Origin of the sequence: Nocardia sp. CA-084685, from assembly GCF_050955785.1 — a bacterium.
Classification (GTDB): Bacteria; Actinomycetota; Actinomycetes; order Mycobacteriales; family Mycobacteriaceae; genus Nocardia.
On the sequence record NZ_CP192094.1, the window covers coordinates 6,334,926 to 6,353,715 of the forward strand.

The following is an 18,790-nucleotide window of genomic DNA, read 5'->3' on the forward strand; positions in this document are numbered from 1 at the left end:
GTCCTACTTCCCACTCGCCACGGACATGAGCTGTTCGGCCTCGAGCATTCGCTCGATGAGCCGTCGCACCCACATGCCGCCGAGATCGATATTGAGACTGTAGAACTCGTAATCGGGATTGGCGTCGATGGCCGCCTGCTGAGCCACGAGCATGTCCTTGTCCTGACGGAACACCCGCGCGACGCCATCGCGGAGCTGGGTGGTGATGAGCTGACTGCCGAGGCAATAGTCGCGCATGAATGCCCAGAAGTAGTTCGACGTCCGGTCGGTCTCCGGGCTGATCGTATTCATGACAAAGCCGTTGACACCCTGGCTCCGATCGTCTTCCGGCGCACCGGTTCCGGCCTTGGCGACACCGACGTCGATACAGATGGTGGACGGCGCCTGGAAGCGGATGATCTGCCAGCGGTCGACTTTGCCCTCGAAGCCGGGGAACTTGTCGCGCATGTTCTTGCGCCAGAAGGGGGGTGGCTCGATATCGAGCATCCACCTGGCGACCGTTACCATGCGGTCGTCGTGGGTGACCTCGAAATCCGACTCGCTGAGCTCGGCCTGGCCGATACTCCCGGCGTGGACGAATTCCTCGTGGGTCAGGTCCATCAGATTGTCGAGAACCAGCTGGTAGTTGGCCTTGACGGGAATCGTGGAACCATCACCGGCCCAGTCCGGGAGTTCATGTGATGCATATCGGGCACGGTGTCAGGAGTAGCGAGGGTGGGATCACCGAGCCAGACCCACAGAAACCGGTGCCGCTCGATCACCGGAAACGACGGCACCATGGCGCTCGGATTGATCGCGCTCTGCGCGGGCATGTAGGTGCACCGGCCCGCGGAGCTGTACCGCAGACCGTGATACGGGCACTGCACCTCGTCGGAGCCCACTCGCTTGCCCATCGACAGGGGCGCAAGCCGGTGCCAGCAGGCGTCGGCGAGCGCGACAGGGCGTCCATCGCCGGTCCGATACAGCACGAGCGGACGACCGGCGACCCTGCGCGACCAGAGTTCGCGTTGACCTCGTGATCCCAGGCCGCGACGTACCAAGCGTTGAGAGGATGTCCGAGCACCTTGTTCACGGTCGAGTTCTTGATATCTGTGACCGTCATGGCTCCTCCAGTTGGCGACTCAGAGGGAAATACCTATGGAGATAGGCATTGAATGTGACACGCACCATACCTCTGTAGAGAGGTATTGCATAGGGTGTTCGGCGACGTTCCCGGAACACCCTGTGCCACAGCCGCTTCCATGAGCAAGTGGACCTCCGGGGAGGGCTAGGTCAACTGGACACCCTTCTGTTCGAGTTCCGTTTCGAGATCAGCCGCGGCCGCCGCGAGACCGGTTGCCCACTCCGGGATCCGCAGCCGGTCATAGCGGGCGGTCGGCATCGCGATGGATATCGCCAGCCGCGCGCCCGGGAGGGTGCGGCCGAGTGCCGTCAGGCCGGTCTCCGTGCGCTGATTGTTGATCGCGAATCCGTTCCGCCGCACTTTCCTCAGGTCGCGGCGCAGCACCGCCACATCGACTCCGGTGTCGGCGTAGCGCCGTTCGATATCGGCGTCCGGCAATGCGGCGAGCATGGCCTGCCCTCCTGAGGCCAGGTGGGCGGGCAGCACCCGCCCTTCACGGTCGCCGACTCGAAGTACGGCGTCGCATTCCGCCGAGGCGACAAACCGGACCTCGGTCCCCGCGAGCATCATCAAATGCACTGTCTCACCGCATCGGTCCATCAGCCGCCGCAGCACCGGCAGTGCAACCTCGCGAAGTCTCGCCACCGGCACCCCGGGATCGGCGGGCCGCAGGACCGCACCCGCGATGTAACGGCGCTCGTCATCCTGTTCAGCGAAATCGCGGTAGACCAACATCGCGAGCAGTCGATGGGCCGTCGACCGGGCGACCCCGAGCCGCTCCGCCACCTCCGCGACCCGCATCGGCCCCTCCTGTTGCAGCATCACCGCGAGCCGCAGCGCGTGGTCGACCGATTCGATACTGTACGCAGGTTTGTTCTTCACAATAGAATTCTATATTCCATGCAGAAGAATCTTCGAAAGTCGCTCATTCAATAAAAATGTGCGCGTCCAGTCGATCCCGGGTAGCCGATGCTGAGTGGACATTCCACCGATCCCGTAACCGATTCGGCCGAATGTCTTTCGGCGCAATTGATTTCGACCCACGAGGAGTTTCCATGCGCGAGAGTGCGGTCGAACCCCTGCACGGCGGCGTCCATCCCCCGCTGGACAGCCCCGCTTACCAAATCCACCGCTCTCCGGCATCCGAAACTGCCGTTGGCGCTGTCGCCGCACACGCTCACCGAGAGCAGCGGACCGGCGTTGGGCAACGGTCTCGTCCGACCCGTAGGTTTCACGCGCTGATCGACCTACCGCGGTGCGACTTCCGGCAGCGCACCCGACACGACGCGCCCACCGACGAGCGTGGCGATCACCTGGGTCCCGGGCAGGTCCTCGATCGGGCACTCCACCGGATCACGATCGAGCAGCACCACGTCCGCGTAACTGCCCGGACGCAGATCGCCGATGCCTTCCCACTCCAGCACCTCCGAGGCCTTGCGCCCCCACATGGCGTACGCTTCCTGACGCGTAACCACTTGCGCCGGACCATCATTGCGCTCCGGGCCCTTGCCGAGTTCGTGGGTCACCGACAGCGCCATGCAGTCCCAGGGGTTCTTCGGGCCCCAATCGGTGCTGGCCGCGACCGGAATCCCGGCGTCGACCATCCGACGGAACGGGTTCCAATCGGCGAGCAGATCGGCGCCCATGCGCTCCCGAACGACCGGGCCGTCGCCGGTGGTGGCGCCCGGAGCGACCGTGATCCGGAAGCCGTGATCGGCGTAGCGCTCGGCCTGTTCCTCGGCGAGAAAAAACGAGTGCTGGAAGATCCAATGTTCGGAGCCGTCGATCACGCCGTCGTCACGAAGCTTGTCGAGGTATCCAAGGATGAAATCATGCTCACCGAGCCCACCGCCACAGAAGTTGACCCGCAGCCCGCGCTCGGCCGCGGCGCGAATCGCCTTCTCGAGCAGTGGCTGCGGAATGACCCAGTGTCCGGTGCACGAGTGGCCCTTGTAGTCGACATAGGGCTGGCGCATCACCATGTGCCCGTTGGGAATCGGGCCCGTGGCCGTCAATGTCACGCCGCGCACGCGCAACATCTCACCGTAGTCGCCTTGAATCGCTTCGGCTGTCGCCAGATCCTCGAGCAGTTGCGCCTCGTCCGGCACCTGGATGTCGATGGTCGTCGCGCTGCCGAGCAGGTCGATGGAGGCGAGCACCCGCAGGTTCAGCGCCCCCGCCCGGTTCATGCCGATGTACGCCCCGATCAGCTGCGCGTCCATGGAGTGCGCTTCGTAGATCGTCGTCACGCCGAGGGCATGCTGCCCCTGGATCGCACTGGCCAATCCCGCGGGCACCAACGGTGGCTGGATGTACGGAATCTGGGTCCAGATGCTGCGCCAGAACTGATCCTGGGTGTGGTTGTAGTAATTGTTCACCGATCCCGAAAGCCGACCGGTGGGCTCACCCGAGCCGTCCTTCTCGACGATGACACCGCCCTCATTGTCGGGCGTATCCCGATCGATTCCCAGCAAAGCGAGTGCGGCGGAATTGAATACGGCGATATTCGGGGTCTCCGGCGCCCATGCCTGGACCATGACCGGATGGTCGGTCGTGGCCTCGTCCAGGACCGACGCATCGGGCAGTCGCCCCTCCGTGAGATCACGCCACGAGCGCCGCACGAAGTAGTGCTCCTCGCCTACCGGCGTGGTCATGATCCACTCACCGGCCGGTGTCGACGCCGCCCGCTCCCGAACCGCCGCCACGATATCCGGCCACGACCCGGCGTTCTTGATATCCACCAACGGCGCTTCGAACAGGCCGTAGTGCAGGGCGTGCGGATGGGCGTCGATCAGCCCGGGCACGACGAGGAGGCCATTCACGTCGATCACGCGCGCGCCGGGACACCGGCTCAGCACATCTTCCCGTTCGCCGACCGCCACCACCCGGCGGTCCCGGACCCCCAGTGCCGCCACGGTGGTGTTCTCGTCGACGCGCACCCGGCCGCCGACGAAAACCACACTCTCGAATTCATTGCTCATAGCACCGATACAACAGTTGCGGCACCGGTCGCGTCCATCGGTAGGATTACCCATACCCGGCTTGTCGAACATGTGCCACCGATCGGCCCCGGAATATAAGGAAACAGAGCGATGCTGGGTCTGAAAGATATTGGTTTTGCAGCGGAATTGGGATCGACCATTGTGGCCGGCACGCCGTCGGACACATTGACGGCCCTGGCTTCGTATATGCGCGCCGATATGGCGCAGCTGGACGTATGGGACGGTTTCCGCGCCACGTCGATTTCAACGATCGGGGTCTCGCCGACTATCGCCACACTTGTCTGCGACAAACTTCCGGTAGATGAAGTTTTCGGACGCTATCTATTCAGCTCGGGCACGGCGTGCCTCGCCACGGATTTCGGCTTCCGCGAATCCAGCTATTACCGTGAACATTTCGAAGCCGTGGGAATCATCGACGGTGTGTCGATGGCGCTGGCGACCCCGCAGGGATCGGTCGTCGGGCTGCTCCACTTGGCGAGCGCAGAGGCCGCGCATTTCGATGAACACCACCGCCAGCTGCTCGACGCGCTGACTCCCGCGCTGGCTCAGGCCGTGACGCGGCCGTCGGCCGGTGTACCGATACCTCCGGGGTACTCCGTCTCTCGCGTACGCGGCGACGCGGTCGAATCTGTCGCGTACCGGCCCGCCGCCACCGTCACTTCGGACCCTGTTGTCCTCGAGATCGCACGGCGCTTCGGCCGCCAAGAGGTGCGAACCCTTCGATTCCTGTGGCGGATGCCGGACGGCTGGTCCGATGTGCAGCTCGTCCGCGAGGACGGACCGGACGAGGCGGTAATAGTTGCCTGTCGCCGCACCGTGCTCCCTTGGCAGTTGACGCCCCGCGAGCTGGAGGTGCTGACGGCGCTGACGACCGGTGCGACGAACCGCCGGATCGCCAGCATGATGGGCATCAGCGAGCGAACCGTCATGACGCACGTCGAACGGATCTTGCAGAAACTGAACGTCCCGTGCCGCACCACCGCCGCCGTGCGGGCGGTCCGTGACGGAACCGTATTGCCCAGCAGCGATCCCAACTCCCCCACCTTCATCGAACGGATTGTGGGAGTCGCACCGAACTGACGCCCCGAGCCGCGGGCGTCACCCCGGGCCTGGTTCGCCTCGTCGTCGGAGTCAAGGCTATACTTGCCGACCTGCGTGTCGAATTCGCTTCAGCAGCAGCCTGATTCAGGTTTGGCGGACCCCGCGCAGTGAGTGGAGACTGTGCGGGGTACGTCGAGGGCGGGGTTGCGGTCGAAGAATCCGGCCGGTTTGAGAAAGAAGCCGGTGTAGTCGACCGGCATGATCGGCCAGTCCTCCGGGCGCGGGAAGTGCGTGAGGCCGAAGGTGTGCCAGATGACCAGGTCTTCGGTGTCGATATCCCGGTCCGCCGCGACATACGCGGGCAATCCCGCACCACCCGCGTGCTGGTTGACGAAATCGCCTGCGGCATAACGCTCCGCCGGGTCGAATCGAGTCACCCAGAGGTTCTTGGTCGCGAACGCGGCGCGCCGGGCGATCGGGGAATCATCGGCGGCGAGCAGAGTTTCCTTGCCCTCCGGGTACAGGACATAGCCAACGGGGCCGCCGAGACGATTGGTCACCTCGGGATTGACGATATGCCAGGCGCGCCCGATACGGTTGTCGGCCATGCGCTGAGCCTGTGATTCCCGGGCCAGTACGGTGCGCCGCTGGGTGAAGGCGTTGCCGTGCGGATTGTCCGGGCCGATAGGAACCCGTTGGGATTCCACTTCTTCCACCCGGTTGCGGTGCCCGTCGATCATCATATCCAGCCGCGCGCTGAACAGGTGCTGGTGGTACGGAGCACCGAGTCCGGGCGCGAGTTCGGAGGCATACGGGTAGCCGGGGCCGGGATAGGCGGAGGTGAAGACGATGCCGGTGGCCTTGACTTCGAATTCGATGGCGCCGTCGAGGTAGAGGTACCAGAAGAATCCGTAGTCGTAATTGCCGATCGTAGTGAAGAACGATATCACCAGGCGCCGCTGTCGGCGCACCTCGTGCGAACCGGTCCACAGGTCGGTGTGCTTCCACAGCACTCCGAAATCCTCCTCGTGCATGCAGATCGCGTTGTGCAGGGTGCGTGGCCGACCCGTTTCGTCGGCGACTATCACATCGAAGTAGGTGATGTCACCGATGCAGTCGCAGCCCAGTTCGAGCGCGTTGGCGTACCGGCCGACCAGGTATTCTCCGGTGTCGAAGTAGTTCTGCCAGGACCGCACGGGCGACGGATCGCCATAGGGCACAACCATCTCCGCGATGGACGCCCGGTGAATGATCGGCCGCACCCGGTCGCCGTCGCGAAATCCGATCTGGTGCAACACCAGTCCCTCGCGCGCGTCGAATCCGACTCGCAGCGACCACTTCTCCCACTCCACGAGGTTGCCGTCCACCGTGAAGCTGGGACCCTGCGGCTGGGTGATCTCGATAGGCCGCTGGGTCGTGCGCGGCGGCCCGGTCACGGCGGGATCGTCGAAATTGCCCGCCTCCTCCGGGACGGCCACCGGACCGGTGTCGATGACCCGCAGCACTTCCCGAGCCATCACATCGACGAAGGCGACCAGGCCGTCGACCGGATGGGCCCAGGCGTGATCCTTCTCGTGGCGCTGATGAAATGCCAGCCCGCGCAGAATCCGGCGACCCTGCTCCCCTGGGTAATCGAAGACACCGGCCGACAGCGGCGCGACGCGCACCTGCGCCACGTCGAGCCCGCGCGCCGCCAATGCGTCGAGCCATGCGGGGTGTACCGCGAGAATGCTCTCGACCAGTTCGAATTCCTCGTCGAGCACGGGCAATTGGCCGTCGGCCACCGCGTCGAGTGTGCGGCGGGCGACCACCTTTCCGGTTGTCAGCGACACCACCAGATCTAGGGCGGCGGGCCGGTCCACATCGTGCAACATGACCCGGAATCGGCGCTCGGTCGCAGCCTCGCCGACACCGTTGTAAAGCGTGTATTTATCCGGTTCCTCGAGCCCGACGTAGACGAAACATGTTGTCTCCCCGACCAATCCGGCGGCGTCGACAATCGACCGCACTTGGGCGATCTCTCCGGCGGTCGGCAGCGCGAGCGGATGGTCCACACCCTGCGGTGTACGGGTCGGCATCAGTAGCTCCTTCTCGGCCCAGCGAATGTGAGAAGTCTTCGCTATTGGTGCGCCGAACTCTTGTCGTTGCGCGCACGGAATCTTGCTCGTATGCGAACGAGCGCAGCGCCCGACAGACCCGCCCCGCTGCGGCTGGCGCGGGACAGGTCGATCGGCGATCGTGGTTCGAGTTCAGACGCCGGGCACAGTCGTCTCAACGCCCACGATGTCCAGGGGGAAGGGAATCGAGTTCACAAACTCCGACAGCGTGGCATTGAACGCGTCGGGCCGCTCCATGCTCGGGGTGTGACCGGCCTTGGCAATGACCGTCAGCCGAGACTGGGGCAGGTTCTCGGCCAATTCGGTGCCGAGCACACCACGGTCGAACACGTCTTCCGCGCCGACCACGACCAGTGCCGGGACACTCACGCGGCGGGCGTTGTCGGTGTAGTCGGGTCGCATGGCGCGCCCGCGCAGTGCGGCGGCGGCCCCGGCCGGGCGGCCGGCGGCCATCATCTCGCGCGCGCGGTCCGCGACCGCCGGTCGTTCCCGCACACTGCGCTCGCTCAACACCATCGGGAGGAATTCCTCCGCGTAGTCCCGTACGCCCTCGTGCTCCAGCCGGTTCGCCAGGGCCAGCCGTGCGGTCCGGCCCTGGTCGGGATCGAGGCCCGCGAAGGTGTCGGACAGGACAACGGCCGCAACCTTCCCCGGACGCCGGTCGGCGAAGTCCAGCACGACCTGACCGCCCATCGAGTAACCGATCAGTACCGCTGAGTCGACCGAGCAGGCGTCCAATACCGCGGCTACGGCTCGTGCCTGGACGGCCATCAGCACAATGTTCGAGTCGGTTGCGCTATCGCCGAAACCGACCATATCGACGCAGATCACCCGGTACCCCAGGGGGACGAAGTGGTCGATCTGGGGCTGCCACATCCGCTTGTCGAACAGGAAGCCGTGGATGAACACCAGGGCGGGGCCGGTTCCGTGGTCGGAGAATCCGACGGGACCGAACTCGGTGGTGAGAATCGACATGGTCTGTCTCCGGTCTCGCGTCAGATCTTGGACGGGTGCGTCGCCAGTGGCGTGACCTTGATGGTCATGTACCCGAACAACGGGAGCCCGGAGAGGATGTCGTGCAATTCATCGGTCGAGTCGACGTCGAAGATCGAGTAGTTCGAGTACTCCCCCACGATCCGCCACAGCTGCGGCCATTTTCCGGCGTGCTGCAATTGCTGGCTGTACGCCTTTTCCCTGGCGACGATCTCGGCGCGGGAGTCGGCGGGAAGGTCGTGCGGAAGGTGCACGTCCATCCGTACATGGAAGAGCATGGGTGGGTCTCCTCGAGCGAAAAGTGTTCGGGCGCTGGAAATCTCAGGCGGGATCGAGAACGAAGCCGTAGGCGACGGTCTGGCCGCCATCCGCTGCCGGTCGCGGGTCGAGCATGAGTTCAGGCTTGACCGCCGAGGCGATGTCGTCGTCATTGTGCTGGTCGCCAGGGAAGTACAGCTGCGCAGTGAGCAGTTCGTGGCCGGGGGCGGACACCTTCACGTGCAGGTGCGCGGGCCGCCACGCGTGCCAACCGGCGGCGGCGATCAGCTTGCCGCACGCGCCGTCGGTCGGAATCTGGTACGGCGCGGGGCGCATGGTGTGGATATCGAAGCGGCCCTCGGTATCGGTGGTGAAGATTCCGCGCAGATTCCACTCGGGCAGGCCGGGAGCGAACTGGGAGTACAGGCCGTCGGAATCGGCGTGCCACAGTTCGATCTTCGCCCCGTCGAGCACGGTGCCATCGGTCGAGGTGACCCGGCCCGTCCACACCAGAGGAATGCCGGATTCGTTGTCGCGCATGGGAACCGAACCGCTGGAGCCGAGCTCGGGCGCGCCCGGAACATAGTAGGGGCCTTCGATGGTGCCCTTGCTGCCGTGCCTGTGTTCGGTGGCGACCTGCTCGACCACGTGCTCCACCCACACATCGAGGAACAGCGGCCACTCGCCGTCCTGACCGACACCGATCAGCCACGCCTTGACCGCGTTGTATTCGGCGTAGGTGAGCTTGTGCTTGCGGATCGTGCCGTACACCGCATCGAGTACCTCGCGGGCGAGCAGATCCACCCGCTCCTGCGAGGTGCCGGTCCCGGCAATGGTCTTGTCGTTCTTGAAGCGCTCGGTGGCGCGGGCTCCCGAGTCGGCGGCCGTCGCGGCGGCGGTAGTGCTGGCGTTCATCGGATTCTCCTTTGATTCCTTGCCGTATTCAGTTGTGGGGCTGAATGTTTCAGTGGTCTTGCCGGTAGCGGGCGAGCTTGTCGGGGTCGATGTCGACCCCGAGTCCCGCGCCGGGGCGGATGGTGAGTTCACCGCCGCGGATATCGAGGGGCTCGGTGAGCAGGTCGTCGCTCATATCCAGGAAGTTCGACAGCTCACCGGCCCGGCGCGCGGTGAGCTGGTATGCGGCGCCGAAGGCGACCGAGCACATCGAACCGAGCTGACCGTCGATCTGATTACCCATGACGATTTCGAGGCCGAGTCCTTCGGCGAGGTGGTGAACGCGTTGGGAGACAGTGAATCCGGTGCGCGCGGTCTTGATGCTGATGGCGGTGGCGGAACCACTGAGCACCTCGCGGGTCACATCCGCCGGTGTGGGCACCGATTCGTCGGCGATGAACGGGATATCGAGCTGCGATACCAGCCATCGGCGTCCCAGTACGTCATCGGCCGGGCACAGTTCCTCGGCGAAGAGCAGATTCAGGTCCGCCATCCGCTTCATGGCCACCGCCGACTCGGAAGCGGTCCATCCGCGGTTGCCGTCGATGTACAGCTCGATGCTGTCGCCGAGAGATTCGCGCAGAGCGCGCGCCACCGCGATATCCAAATCGACGGGCCGCCGACCGACCTTCACCTTGAAAGTCGTGATGCCGTGGCGGTCGCGCATCTTCTCCGCTTCGGCCACCATCGCGGCGGGCTCGTCGAAGCCGAGCATGTGCGACACCCGCATGCGGTCGGTGAAACCGCCCAGCAGCTCGGTGACCTGGAGGTCGAGGCTGCGGCCGAGCGCATCCCACACGGCCATGTCGATGGCGGACTTGGCGACCGGGTTGCCGACGGTGCGGGACAGGCGGGCGTGGATGGCTTCGCGCTGGAGCAGGCTCAGGCCGACCAGTTGCGGTGCGAAGATTGTGCGAATCACGGCGATAACCCCGTCCTGGGTTTCGCCGTAGGTGAAGGGGCGGGGCGGCGCCTCCGCGATACCGACGATCCCGTCGTCGGTGTGCACGCGCACCAGCACGTGCTCGGCGATATGGACTTCGCCGGAGGCGAACTTCAGCGGTTTGCGATACGGGATGGCGAACGGGATCGCCTCCACACGCGTGATTTTCATGGCTGGGCCTCCACGGGTTGTTCGTCGGTTGTGAGGTCACCGGCCAGGGCATCCAGCACCGAGACGAGCACCGACGATTCGGCGTCCCGTCGCCATGCCAAGGCCAGTTCGACCGTCTCGGCATCGGCCAGTTCGCGGAAGACGACGCCCGGCAGCGACAGCACTCGAGTCGAGGCCGGAACGACCGCGACCCCGAGACCGCCCGCCACCAGGGCGAGCATGACCGCCGAACCGTGTGCATCGCGGGTCGCATCAGGGGTGAATCCGGCGGCGCGGCAGCTGCGCATGACCGCCGCGTTGATGACCGAACCGCGCCCCGCGTAAGTGATGAGGTTCTCCGCGCGCAGATCGGCCATGGCGATCACCGGTTCCACGGCCAACCGGTGATCGACCGGTAATGCGAGGACCAGAGGTTCGACCTCGAGCACCCGAAGATCGAGCCCGTCGCCCGAGAGCGGCGGCCGGAGCACTCCGAGGTCGAGGCTGCCCGCGCACAGCCGGTCGCACTGCTCGGTGGTGAGCAGATCGGATTCGATTTCCAGTGCGACACTGGGCAATTCGCGTTGCAGCCGACGGGCTATCCGCGGCAGGTGCGACAGCGCGGCTGTGCCCGTGACGCCGAGGCGAATCATGCCCAGATGACCATCGGCGATACGGCGGACACCGCGCACGCCGTCCTCGACGGTGTCGAGGACCCGGCGAGCCTCGCCGAGCAGGAACTCCCCGGCGGGTGTCAGCGCGACCTGCCGGGTGGTCCTGGTGAACAGCGCGGCACCGAGCTCGGCTTCCAGCTGCCGTATGGACTGGGACAACGCGGGCTGGGCCATGTGCAGGCGCTCGGCGGCCTTGCCGAAATGTTTGGTGTCGGCGACGGTCGCGAAATAGCGCAGATGACGTAGCTCCATGTGCGAGCTCTCCTTTCGCTTTCGCCGCGACCGATGGGTATTGAGTCACGGTAGATATGAATATTGAGTCGTAACAAATACTATTTTCGAGTCTATTGATACGAGCAGCCAATCAATAGCACCCTAGGTCGACACTGGGCATTCACCCGGGGTGACTGGCGTCACACCCTGTCACGATCGACAGAACATGCCACCGCGGGTAGGGGCCGATTTCCGGCCCGACGGCACCGCCGGAGGCAGTCGTCGAGGCCGTTGGAGGACCCATGACCAGTACGTTCGATCATCTGAGCCGCGTGCTCGCCGACGCGGTTGTCGATGACCGGGAAGCCGGCATCTTCCGTGCGAACCGGCGGATCTTCACCGACGAGGAGATCTTCGAACTCGAGATGAAGTACATCTTCGAGGGCAACTGGGTGTATCTGGCCCATGAGAGCCAGATTCCGGATCCGGGCGACTACCTCACCACCTACATCGGGCGGCAGCCGGTGGTGATCACGCGGGACAAGGACGGGCAACTGCACTGCATGATCAATGCCTGCGCGCATCGCGGGGCGATGATCTGCCGCCGCAAGACCGATAATCGAATGACCCTGACCTGTCCGTTCCACGGCTGGACTTTCCGCAACGACGGCACGCTGCTCAAGGTCAAGGACCCCGAGGACGCGGGATATCCGGAGTCGTTCAACAAGAATGGTTCGCACAATCTGACCAAGGTCGCCCGTTTCGAGAGCTACCGAGGATTCCTGTTCGGCAGCCTGAACCCCGATGTCGTGAGTCTCGCCGAGCACCTCGGCGACACCACCGCGGTCATGGACATGCTCATCGATCAGTCACCGGAGGGCCTGGAGGTAGTGCGCGGGTCCTCGACCTACACCTTCGACGGGAACTGGAAAGTCCAGGCGGAGAACGGCGCCGACGGCTATCACGTGACCGCGACCCACTGGAACTACGCGGCCACCACCTCCCGCCGCAACACCGGTGCGTCCAAGAACGACACCAAGACCCTCGACGCGGGCCAGTGGGGCAAATCCGGCGGCGGCTACTGGTCCTTCCCGCACGGACATCTGTGCCTGTGGACCTGGGCGGGCAACCCGCAGGACCGGCCGCTGTGGCCGCGACTCGACGAGCTCAAGGCCCAATTCGGCGAAGCGCGCGGCGATTTCATGGTCAAGGGCTCGCGCAACCTGCTGCTGTATCCCAACGTGTACGTGATGGATCAGTTCAGCACCCAGATCCGCCACCTGCGCCCGATCGCACCGGACAAGACGGAGGTCACGATCTACTGCATCGCGCCCAAGGGTGAGAGCGCCGAAGCTCGCGCCTGGCGGATCCGGCAGTACGAGGACTTCTTCAACGCCTCCGGTATGGCCACCCCGGACGACCTGGAGGAATTCCGGTCCTGCCAGCTCACCTTCCGCGCCGGTGCGGCGCCCTGGAACGATATGAGCCGCGGCGCCGAACACTGGCTCACCGGCCCCGACCCGGTCGCCGAATCACTCGGTATGCACGGCGTCATCTCCGCCGGTGTGAAGAACGAGGACGAGGGGCTCTTCCCGGTGCAACACGGATACTGGCTGACCCGGATGCACGAGGGCCTCGAGCGCGAGCAGGCCCGATCGGCCGACTCGTCCGACCCCGACCGCGCCGACGTCTGAGGAGCACCATCCATGACCGCCATCACCGAGTCCACCGGCTCGAAGCTCATCACCCACAACGACATCGAGCAGTTCCTCTACCGTGAGGCCCGCTACCTCGACGACCGCGAATTCGAGAAGTGGTTGGAGTGCTACGCCGACGACGTCGTCTACTGGATGCCGTCCTGGGGTGACGACGACCTGCTGACCGAGGACCCACAGACCGATATCTCGCTCATCTACTACCCCAACAAGGGCGGCCTGGAGGACCGGGTCTTCCGCATCCGCACCGAACGCTCGTCGGCCACCTCGATCCCGGAGCCACGGACCAGCCACAACATCACCAATGTCGAGGTGATCGAGCGCCGCGGAGATCTCGTGGATGTCCGATTCAATTGGCACACCATGTATTTCCGGTACAAGACCGTCGACCCGTACTACGGGACCTCGTTCTACACGATCGACTTCTCCGGTGCCGCTCCGCTGATCCGCCGCAAGACCGTGGTGCTCAAGAACGACTACATCCACCATGTCGTCGACGTCTACCACTTCTGAGAGCCCCCGAGAGAGCCTGTTATGACTCACCGGATCGCCTTGTCCTTCGAGGACGGCGTCACCCGCTTCATCACCTGCGCCGCGGACCAGACCGTGGCCGACGCCTCGTACCGGGCGCGCATCAACATTCCCCTGGACTGCCGCGACGGCGCCTGCGGCACCTGCAAGGCGTTCTGCGAGTCCGGCGCCTACGACGGTGGCACCTATATCGATGACGCGCTGACCGCGGACGAGGCCACCGCCGGTTACGTGCTGCCGTGCAGTATGAAACCGAAATCCGATCTCGTACTGCAGATTCGCAGTACATCGGCGGTGGCCAAGACGCAATCCGCGACCTACACCGGATCCATCACCGGACTGGACCGGTTGTCTCCGACGACCGTCGCCCTGACCGTGGAGATCGCCGATCGCGACAAGCTCGCGTTCCTGCCGGGCCAGTACGTGAATATCGCGGTGCCCGGCACGGACGAGAGCCGGTCCTACTCGTTCAGCAATGCTCCGGATGACAAGAGCCTGACCTTTCTGATCAAGCTCACGCCCGGCGGCGTGATGAGCGAGTACCTCACCGAGCGGGCAGCGGTGTCCGATGAACTCAGCTTCACCGGCCCCAACGGCAGCTTCTTTCTGCGCGAGAGCGAGAGCCCGGTGCTGTTGCTGGCCGGGGGTACCGGGCTCGCCCCGATCCTCGCGATCCTGCGCACCATGGAAGCGTCCGGCTCGACGCGGCCCGCGCATCTGATCTACGGCGTCTCCACCGACGACGATCTCGTCGAGATGGACACCATTGCCGAATTGGGTTCGCGGCTGGCGGGATTCACGTGGGGCTACTGTGTCGCCGACCCGGCCAGTACGGCTCCGGACAAGGGATACGTCACCAGTCTGATCCGGGACGAGCACCTGTACGGCGGCGATGCCGTGGTCTATCTGTGCGGTCCTCCCGCGATGGTCGAATCGGTGCGGAAGGACTTCACCGCTCGCGGTATCGATCCGGCCGGATTCTATTTCGAGAAGTTCGCCCTGTCGGGCGCGGCAAGCCCGGCCGAGGTAACCGAACCGGCCACGGTCGCCCAGGTCGCACCGGCTGCGGCGAAAACGATTGTGCCACAGCCAATCCTGGTCACCGAACCCGCGAGCTTGGTGACAGAGCCGACCGCCATGGGGAGCGACGGTCAGGCGATCGCGGGTCAGCGGATCTTCGAGGCCGGACTCCACGAGTCGCTCGCCGCGGATGTACGTTCGCCGGAGGACTCGACCGCCATCCGGGCGATCGCGGGTCAGATCATGTGGTCCGCGGGAAATGGCGTGCGCGACATGGATTCCGGCGAGCCATTGCTGCCGACCGGGTCCGCCCGCGAGATCGCGGGACAGCCGATCTGGCCCACCTTGGACTCTCGCATGCCGCGGGCGCGACGGCCGCGATTCATCAGCCCCGGTCGATTCGACGGCAAGGTCGTCCTGGTGACCGGCGCCGCGCAGGGCATCGGTGAGCACACGGCGCGAAGGATCAGCGCCGAGGGCGGCACGGTGGTCCTCGTCGATCGATCGGACATGGTGCACCAGGTGGCCGACGACCTCACCCGGGACGGCCAGAAGGCGGTCTCGGTCATCGCCGACCTCGAGACGTGGGAAGGCGCGCAGCACATGGTGTCTCGTGCTGTGGAGCGATACGGCCGCATCGACGCGCTGATCAACAATGTCGGTGGCGCCATCTGGTTCAAACCGTTCACCGAATTCTCCGCGACCCAGATTCAGGCCGAGATCACCCGGTCGCTCATGACGACACTGTTCTCTTGCCGCGCGACGCTGCCCGCCATGGCGGCCCATGGCAGTGGCGTCATCGTCAATGTCTCCTCCGCCGCCACCCGTGGCGTGCACCGCATCCCGTACTCCGCGGCGAAGGGCGGAATCAACGCGCTGACCGCATCCCTCGCCCTCGAGTACGCCGATACCGGTATTCGTGTGGTCGCGACCGCCCCGGGCGGGACCGAGGCGCCCCCGCGACGGATTTCGCGGGGCGGGTCGCCGCTGGAGACGGACCAGGAACGGACCTGGTTCCAAGCGCACATCGACCAGACACTCGACTCCAGCCTGATGAAGCGCTACGGCACCCTCGACGAGCAAGCCGCCGCGATTACCTTCCTGGCCTCGGACGAGGCGTCCTACATCACCGGCACCGTCCTACCGGTCGCCGGTGGGGACCTGGGCTGATTCGGCCCACCAGGCCGTACCGCGCACGCATGGCGCGGTACGGTCCGGTCGGTCGTGGCGGTGCGCGGGATGCTCGCCGAAGCCCCAGCGCGAGGATTACGGTGACGGAGTGACTGGAACGGGCCCGTCGGTGGTGCACCCGGTCGCCCTGGCGAACCTGGTGGATCGCGTACGCCAGGTCGACTCCCTGGGTTCGGGCTTCATGCTGGTTACCGGACGGTCCGGGACCGGGAAGACCGTGCTGCTGCGGACGCTGGCCGATACACACGAGGGCCCGGTGCTGTGGTCAACCGCCGCGTCGTGGGAACGGGACTACTCATATGGGGTGCTGCGGCAACTGATCCCGGGATCGGTGCCCGCAGGAGATCCGGTCGAGGTAGCCGCTGACATCGCGCGACAACTGGCCGCCACATCGAAGGACACCACCCTGGCGATCATCGATGACGCGCACTGGGCCGATGCGCCGACCCTCCAGGCGCTGTCCTCGATCATCCGACACCATACCGACGCACGCGTGCTCGTCGTCGCGGCGACGGTCGCCGGGGACCCGAGTGTTCCACCCTCCACTTTCGATCTCCTGCAACGGGTGTCGGCGAGCATTGTCCCACTGAAGCCACTCACCGCGGCGGAGGTGATTCGTCTCGCCGCGCGGCGCGGCATCGCCCTGCATCCGTCGATGGCGGAGCGCTTGTGCCGCCATACCGGTGGGGTCGCCCGCGAGATCGACCAGTTGCTGTCCGAGGTGCCGCCGAAGGTGTGGTCGGACTTCGATCCCGATCTCCCGGCCCCGGCCGCCATTGCCGCCCGGGTCCGCGAATCGCTCGGTCGTTGTTCGCCGACAACCCGCCGAATCGTCGAATCGACGGCCGTTCTCGGACCCCAGACGCCCTTGCGGGATGTCGCGGCGCTGGCCGTGGTCGACGACCGCCTGCTCGACGCGGTCGACGAAGCGGTCTCCGCGGAGCTGGTGGAGCTCGGATCCCATGGCCTGACAGCGATCGGCCCGGTGAATCCTATGGTCAGGGCAGCCGTCCTCGCCGATATGGGCCCGGCCGCGACGGCGGCCCTGCGGCGTCGCGCGGCCGACTTGACCGAGGATCCGGTGCGGCGGCTTCGCCTACTGGTGGCCGCCGCGCCGATCCCGGACTCCGGACTCGCCGACCGCCTCGACGCTTTGGCGGCCTCGGCCGCGTCCGAAGGCGCGTGGGGAACTGCCGCGTCACTGTTGCGGGATGCGGGCCGACTCACCGACGAACGGCTGCTCCGCGAAATACGCCTCACCCGAGCCGTCGACGCGCTGGTCGGCGCGGGCGATGTCTTCGATGCCACCGCGCTGATTCCCGAGGTGGAGAGTCTGCGCGAAACTCCGCTCCGCAATGCCGTTCTGGGCTATCTGGCGATTGTCCGAGGGCGTCCCGCGGAGGCGGAGATACGGCTCGCCCGCGCATGGGAGCTGGTCAATGCCGAACGCGACCCGGACGCCGCGGCGGCGATTTGCCAGAGGTACGTGCTCCACGCGCTGTGCCGCTGCCGCCCGAGCGAACTCGTGGCGTGGGCGGACAGAACGGCGGGGTTGGTCGCGGCGGGCAGCCCGGCCGCCCTCGAGGCGGCGGCGATCCGGGGACTCGGCCTGGCTTACGGCCACACCGAGGAGGCACGGCGGTCCTATGCCGAACTTTCCGAACGGGTTCGGACCGGGGCGCAGGTGCAGCGCATCGTCATGGGACGCGGCTGGCACCATCTGCTTGCCGATGAATTCGACGATGCCCGGGCAGACCTCGAAAGTTCCATTCCGACAACGTTTCTCGGCGGCTCGACACGAATATCGCTATGGGCCGGAGCCTGGCTGGCCCGGGTCCAGTTCCTCACCGGCGATTGGGACGACGCGCTGCGCACCGTGCACGAGTCCGTGCAACTGGTCGATCGCACCGGAATCGTCCTACCGGATCCGCTCCTGCACTGGACGGCCGCGGCCATACATTCCTCGCGCGGCGATTGGACCGAGGCCCGAAATGCCCTGCGGCGCGCTGATTCCGGCCCACAGGACTACGAAATCATGCGTGTTGCTTCCTATCTCGCGCATGCGCACTGGGCGGAGGCCAGCGTGGACCCGGCGGGTGTCTTGCGCGCGCTGCGCCCGATGACCCAGGCCTGGGCAGCGGGCGAGGTTGACGACCCGGGCCAGTGGCCGTGGGCCGATATGTACACGAATGCCCTTGTCGCCGTGGGCAGATACGACGACGCCGACCGCTTCCTGACCCGGCACGAACGCCGCGCCGCCGATCTCGGACGCCGCGCGGCGCAGGCCCGATTGAGCGCCGCGCGGGGCCATCTCCTCGGCGCCCGAGGCGAACTGGATCGCGCCCGTCACGCGTTCGACACCGCCCTCGAGCAGCTCGAGGGGCTACCTCTGCGCTACGACCGGGCAAGGGTGAGCTTCACCTATGGCCAAATTCTGCGGCGCGCCGGAAAACGCCGGGAAGCCGACACGGAACTCTCGGTCGCCCGCGATCTCTTCGCCGCCTTGGACGCCCGGACCTACGTCACCCGCTGCGACCGTGAGCTGAAAGCGGGCGGCGTCAATATCCGCCGGGCCGACCGAACGGACAGCCAACTGACCCCGCAGGAGAAGGCCGTCGCGCAATTGGTGGCCCGGGGCCTGCCCAATCGGGAAGTCGCGGCCGAACTCTTCATATCCGCCAAGACCGTGCAGTACCACCTGACAAATATCTACGCCAAGCTGGGCATTCGCTCCCGAGGAGAGTTGGCGGCATCGCACGGCGACGGCTGATCGAGCATTCCTAGTCCCGCAGGGCGGACCACGCCGCATTGAGCGAGGCTCGCAGTGTCTCGGCCTGGCGGCGCTCAGCTCGAGGAAAATCGCCG

13 protein-coding genes and 1 pseudogene are annotated in these 18,790 nt (G+C 65.7%); 5 read left to right on the forward strand and 9 right to left on the reverse strand.

What is annotated here, in order from left to right; translation table 11 throughout:
• Positions 1 to 3 precede the first annotated feature (3 nt).
• The 3 genes and pseudogenes from ACQP2U_RS28210 to ACQP2U_RS28220 form a co-directional block, all read right to left on the reverse strand.
• A pseudogene (locus ACQP2U_RS28210) lies at positions 4 to 1,102 on the reverse strand (aromatic ring-hydroxylating dioxygenase subunit alpha).
• A 165-nt stretch (positions 1,103 to 1,267) separates the two neighbouring features.
• Complete coding sequence (locus tag ACQP2U_RS28215; RefSeq protein ID WP_433710224.1) at positions 1,268 to 2,005, reverse strand: IclR family transcriptional regulator; 738 nt, start codon at positions 2,003 to 2,005, stop codon at positions 1,268 to 1,270.
• Positions 2,006 to 2,370: 365 nt separating this feature from the next.
• The gene (locus ACQP2U_RS28220; protein WP_433710225.1) at positions 2,371 to 4,104 is read right to left on the reverse strand and encodes an amidohydrolase; all 1,734 of its coding nucleotides are present in this window, start codon (positions 4,102 to 4,104) and stop codon (positions 2,371 to 2,373) included.
• A gap of 111 nt (positions 4,105 to 4,215) precedes the next feature.
• On the opposite strand from ACQP2U_RS28220, the gene ACQP2U_RS28225 reads away from it, so the two are divergent.
• On the forward strand, positions 4,216 to 5,205 hold the full coding sequence (locus ACQP2U_RS28225) for a response regulator transcription factor (RefSeq protein WP_433710226.1): 990 nt from the start codon (positions 4,216 to 4,218) through the stop codon (positions 5,203 to 5,205).
• Positions 5,206 to 5,294: 89 nt separating this feature from the next.
• Here ACQP2U_RS28225 and ACQP2U_RS28230 read toward each other — a convergent pair whose 3' ends face one another.
• From ACQP2U_RS28230 to ACQP2U_RS28255, 6 genes are all read right to left on the reverse strand, one after another.
• Complete coding sequence (locus tag ACQP2U_RS28230; protein WP_433710227.1) at positions 5,295 to 7,244, reverse strand: primary-amine oxidase; 1,950 nt, start codon at positions 7,242 to 7,244, stop codon at positions 5,295 to 5,297.
• A gap of 171 nt (positions 7,245 to 7,415) precedes the next feature.
• Positions 7,416 to 8,258, reverse strand: coding sequence for an alpha/beta fold hydrolase (locus ACQP2U_RS28235; protein WP_433710228.1), 843 nt, complete (start codon positions 8,256 to 8,258; stop codon positions 7,416 to 7,418).
• Positions 8,259 to 8,278: 20 nt separating this feature from the next.
• Entirely contained in the window at positions 8,279 to 8,554 is a 276-nt protein-coding gene (gene catC, locus ACQP2U_RS28240; protein ID WP_433710229.1) for a muconolactone Delta-isomerase, read from the reverse strand.
• A 43-nt stretch (positions 8,555 to 8,597) separates the two neighbouring features.
• Positions 8,598 to 9,449, reverse strand: coding sequence for a catechol 1,2-dioxygenase (gene catA / locus ACQP2U_RS28245; protein WP_433710230.1), 852 nt, complete (start codon positions 9,447 to 9,449; stop codon positions 8,598 to 8,600).
• Positions 9,450 to 9,498: 49 nt separating this feature from the next.
• On the reverse strand, positions 9,499 to 10,602 hold the full coding sequence (locus ACQP2U_RS28250; protein WP_433710231.1) for a mandelate racemase/muconate lactonizing enzyme family protein: 1,104 nt from the start codon (positions 10,600 to 10,602) through the stop codon (positions 9,499 to 9,501).
• Positions 10,599 to 11,507: a LysR substrate-binding domain-containing protein gene (locus ACQP2U_RS28255; protein ID WP_433710232.1), complete on the reverse strand. Its 909-nt coding sequence runs from the start codon at positions 11,505 to 11,507 to the stop codon at positions 10,599 to 10,601. The genes ACQP2U_RS28250 and ACQP2U_RS28255 overlap by 4 nt, the downstream gene beginning before the upstream one ends.
• A gap of 263 nt (positions 11,508 to 11,770) precedes the next feature.
• Between ACQP2U_RS28255 and benA the strand changes: the two genes are divergently transcribed.
• The 4 genes from benA (at position 11,771) to ACQP2U_RS28275 (ending at position 18,695) form a co-directional block, all read left to right on the forward strand.
• A complete protein-coding gene (gene benA / locus ACQP2U_RS28260; RefSeq protein WP_433710233.1) occupies positions 11,771 to 13,162 on the forward strand; it encodes a benzoate 1,2-dioxygenase large subunit in 1,392 nt (463 codons plus the stop codon).
• Between the two features lie 12 nt (positions 13,163 to 13,174).
• On the forward strand, positions 13,175 to 13,696 hold the full coding sequence (gene benB / locus ACQP2U_RS28265) for a benzoate 1,2-dioxygenase small subunit (RefSeq protein WP_433710234.1): 522 nt from the start codon (positions 13,175 to 13,177) through the stop codon (positions 13,694 to 13,696).
• A gap of 21 nt (positions 13,697 to 13,717) precedes the next feature.
• On the forward strand, positions 13,718 to 15,904 hold the full coding sequence (benC, locus tag ACQP2U_RS28270) for a benzoate 1,2-dioxygenase electron transfer component BenC (RefSeq protein ID WP_433710235.1): 2,187 nt from the start codon (positions 13,718 to 13,720) through the stop codon (positions 15,902 to 15,904).
• 109 nt (positions 15,905 to 16,013) lie between these two features.
• Positions 16,014 to 18,695, forward strand: a complete 2,682-nt coding sequence (locus ACQP2U_RS28275) for a LuxR C-terminal-related transcriptional regulator (RefSeq protein ID WP_433710236.1) — start codon at positions 16,014 to 16,016, stop codon at positions 18,693 to 18,695.
• Positions 18,696 to 18,790: the final 95 nt, after the last annotated feature.

Excerpts from the sequence above, each read along its gene's own strand:
- benC (WP_433710235.1), top strand. The coding sequence starts at position 13,718 with ATGACTCACCGGATCGCCTTGTCCTTCGAGGACGGCGTCACCCGCTTC.
- ACQP2U_RS28225 (WP_433710226.1), top strand. The coding sequence starts at position 4,216 with ATGCTGGGTCTGAAAGATATTGGTTTTGCAGCGGAATTGGGATCGACC.
- benB (WP_433710234.1), top strand. The coding sequence starts at position 13,175 with ATGACCGCCATCACCGAGTCCACCGGCTCGAAGCTCATCACCCACAAC.
- ACQP2U_RS28235 (WP_433710228.1), bottom strand. The coding sequence starts at position 8,258 with ATGTCGATTCTCACCACCGAGTTCGGTCCCGTCGGATTCTCCGACCAC.
- ACQP2U_RS28230 (WP_433710227.1), bottom strand. The coding sequence starts at position 7,244 with ATGCCGACCCGTACACCGCAGGGTGTGGACCATCCGCTCGCGCTGCCG.
- catA (WP_433710230.1), bottom strand. The coding sequence starts at position 9,449 with ATGAACGCCAGCACTACCGCCGCCGCGACGGCCGCCGACTCGGGAGCC.
- ACQP2U_RS28250 (WP_433710231.1), bottom strand. The coding sequence starts at position 10,602 with ATGAAAATCACGCGTGTGGAGGCGATCCCGTTCGCCATCCCGTATCGC.
- catC (WP_433710229.1), bottom strand. The coding sequence starts at position 8,554 with ATGCTCTTCCATGTACGGATGGACGTGCACCTTCCGCACGACCTTCCC.
- ACQP2U_RS28220 (WP_433710225.1), bottom strand. The coding sequence starts at position 4,104 with ATGAGCAATGAATTCGAGAGTGTGGTTTTCGTCGGCGGCCGGGTGCGC.
- ACQP2U_RS28255 (WP_433710232.1), bottom strand. The coding sequence starts at position 11,507 with ATGGAGCTACGTCATCTGCGCTATTTCGCGACCGTCGCCGACACCAAA.
- benA (WP_433710233.1), top strand. The coding sequence starts at position 11,771 with ATGACCAGTACGTTCGATCATCTGAGCCGCGTGCTCGCCGACGCGGTT.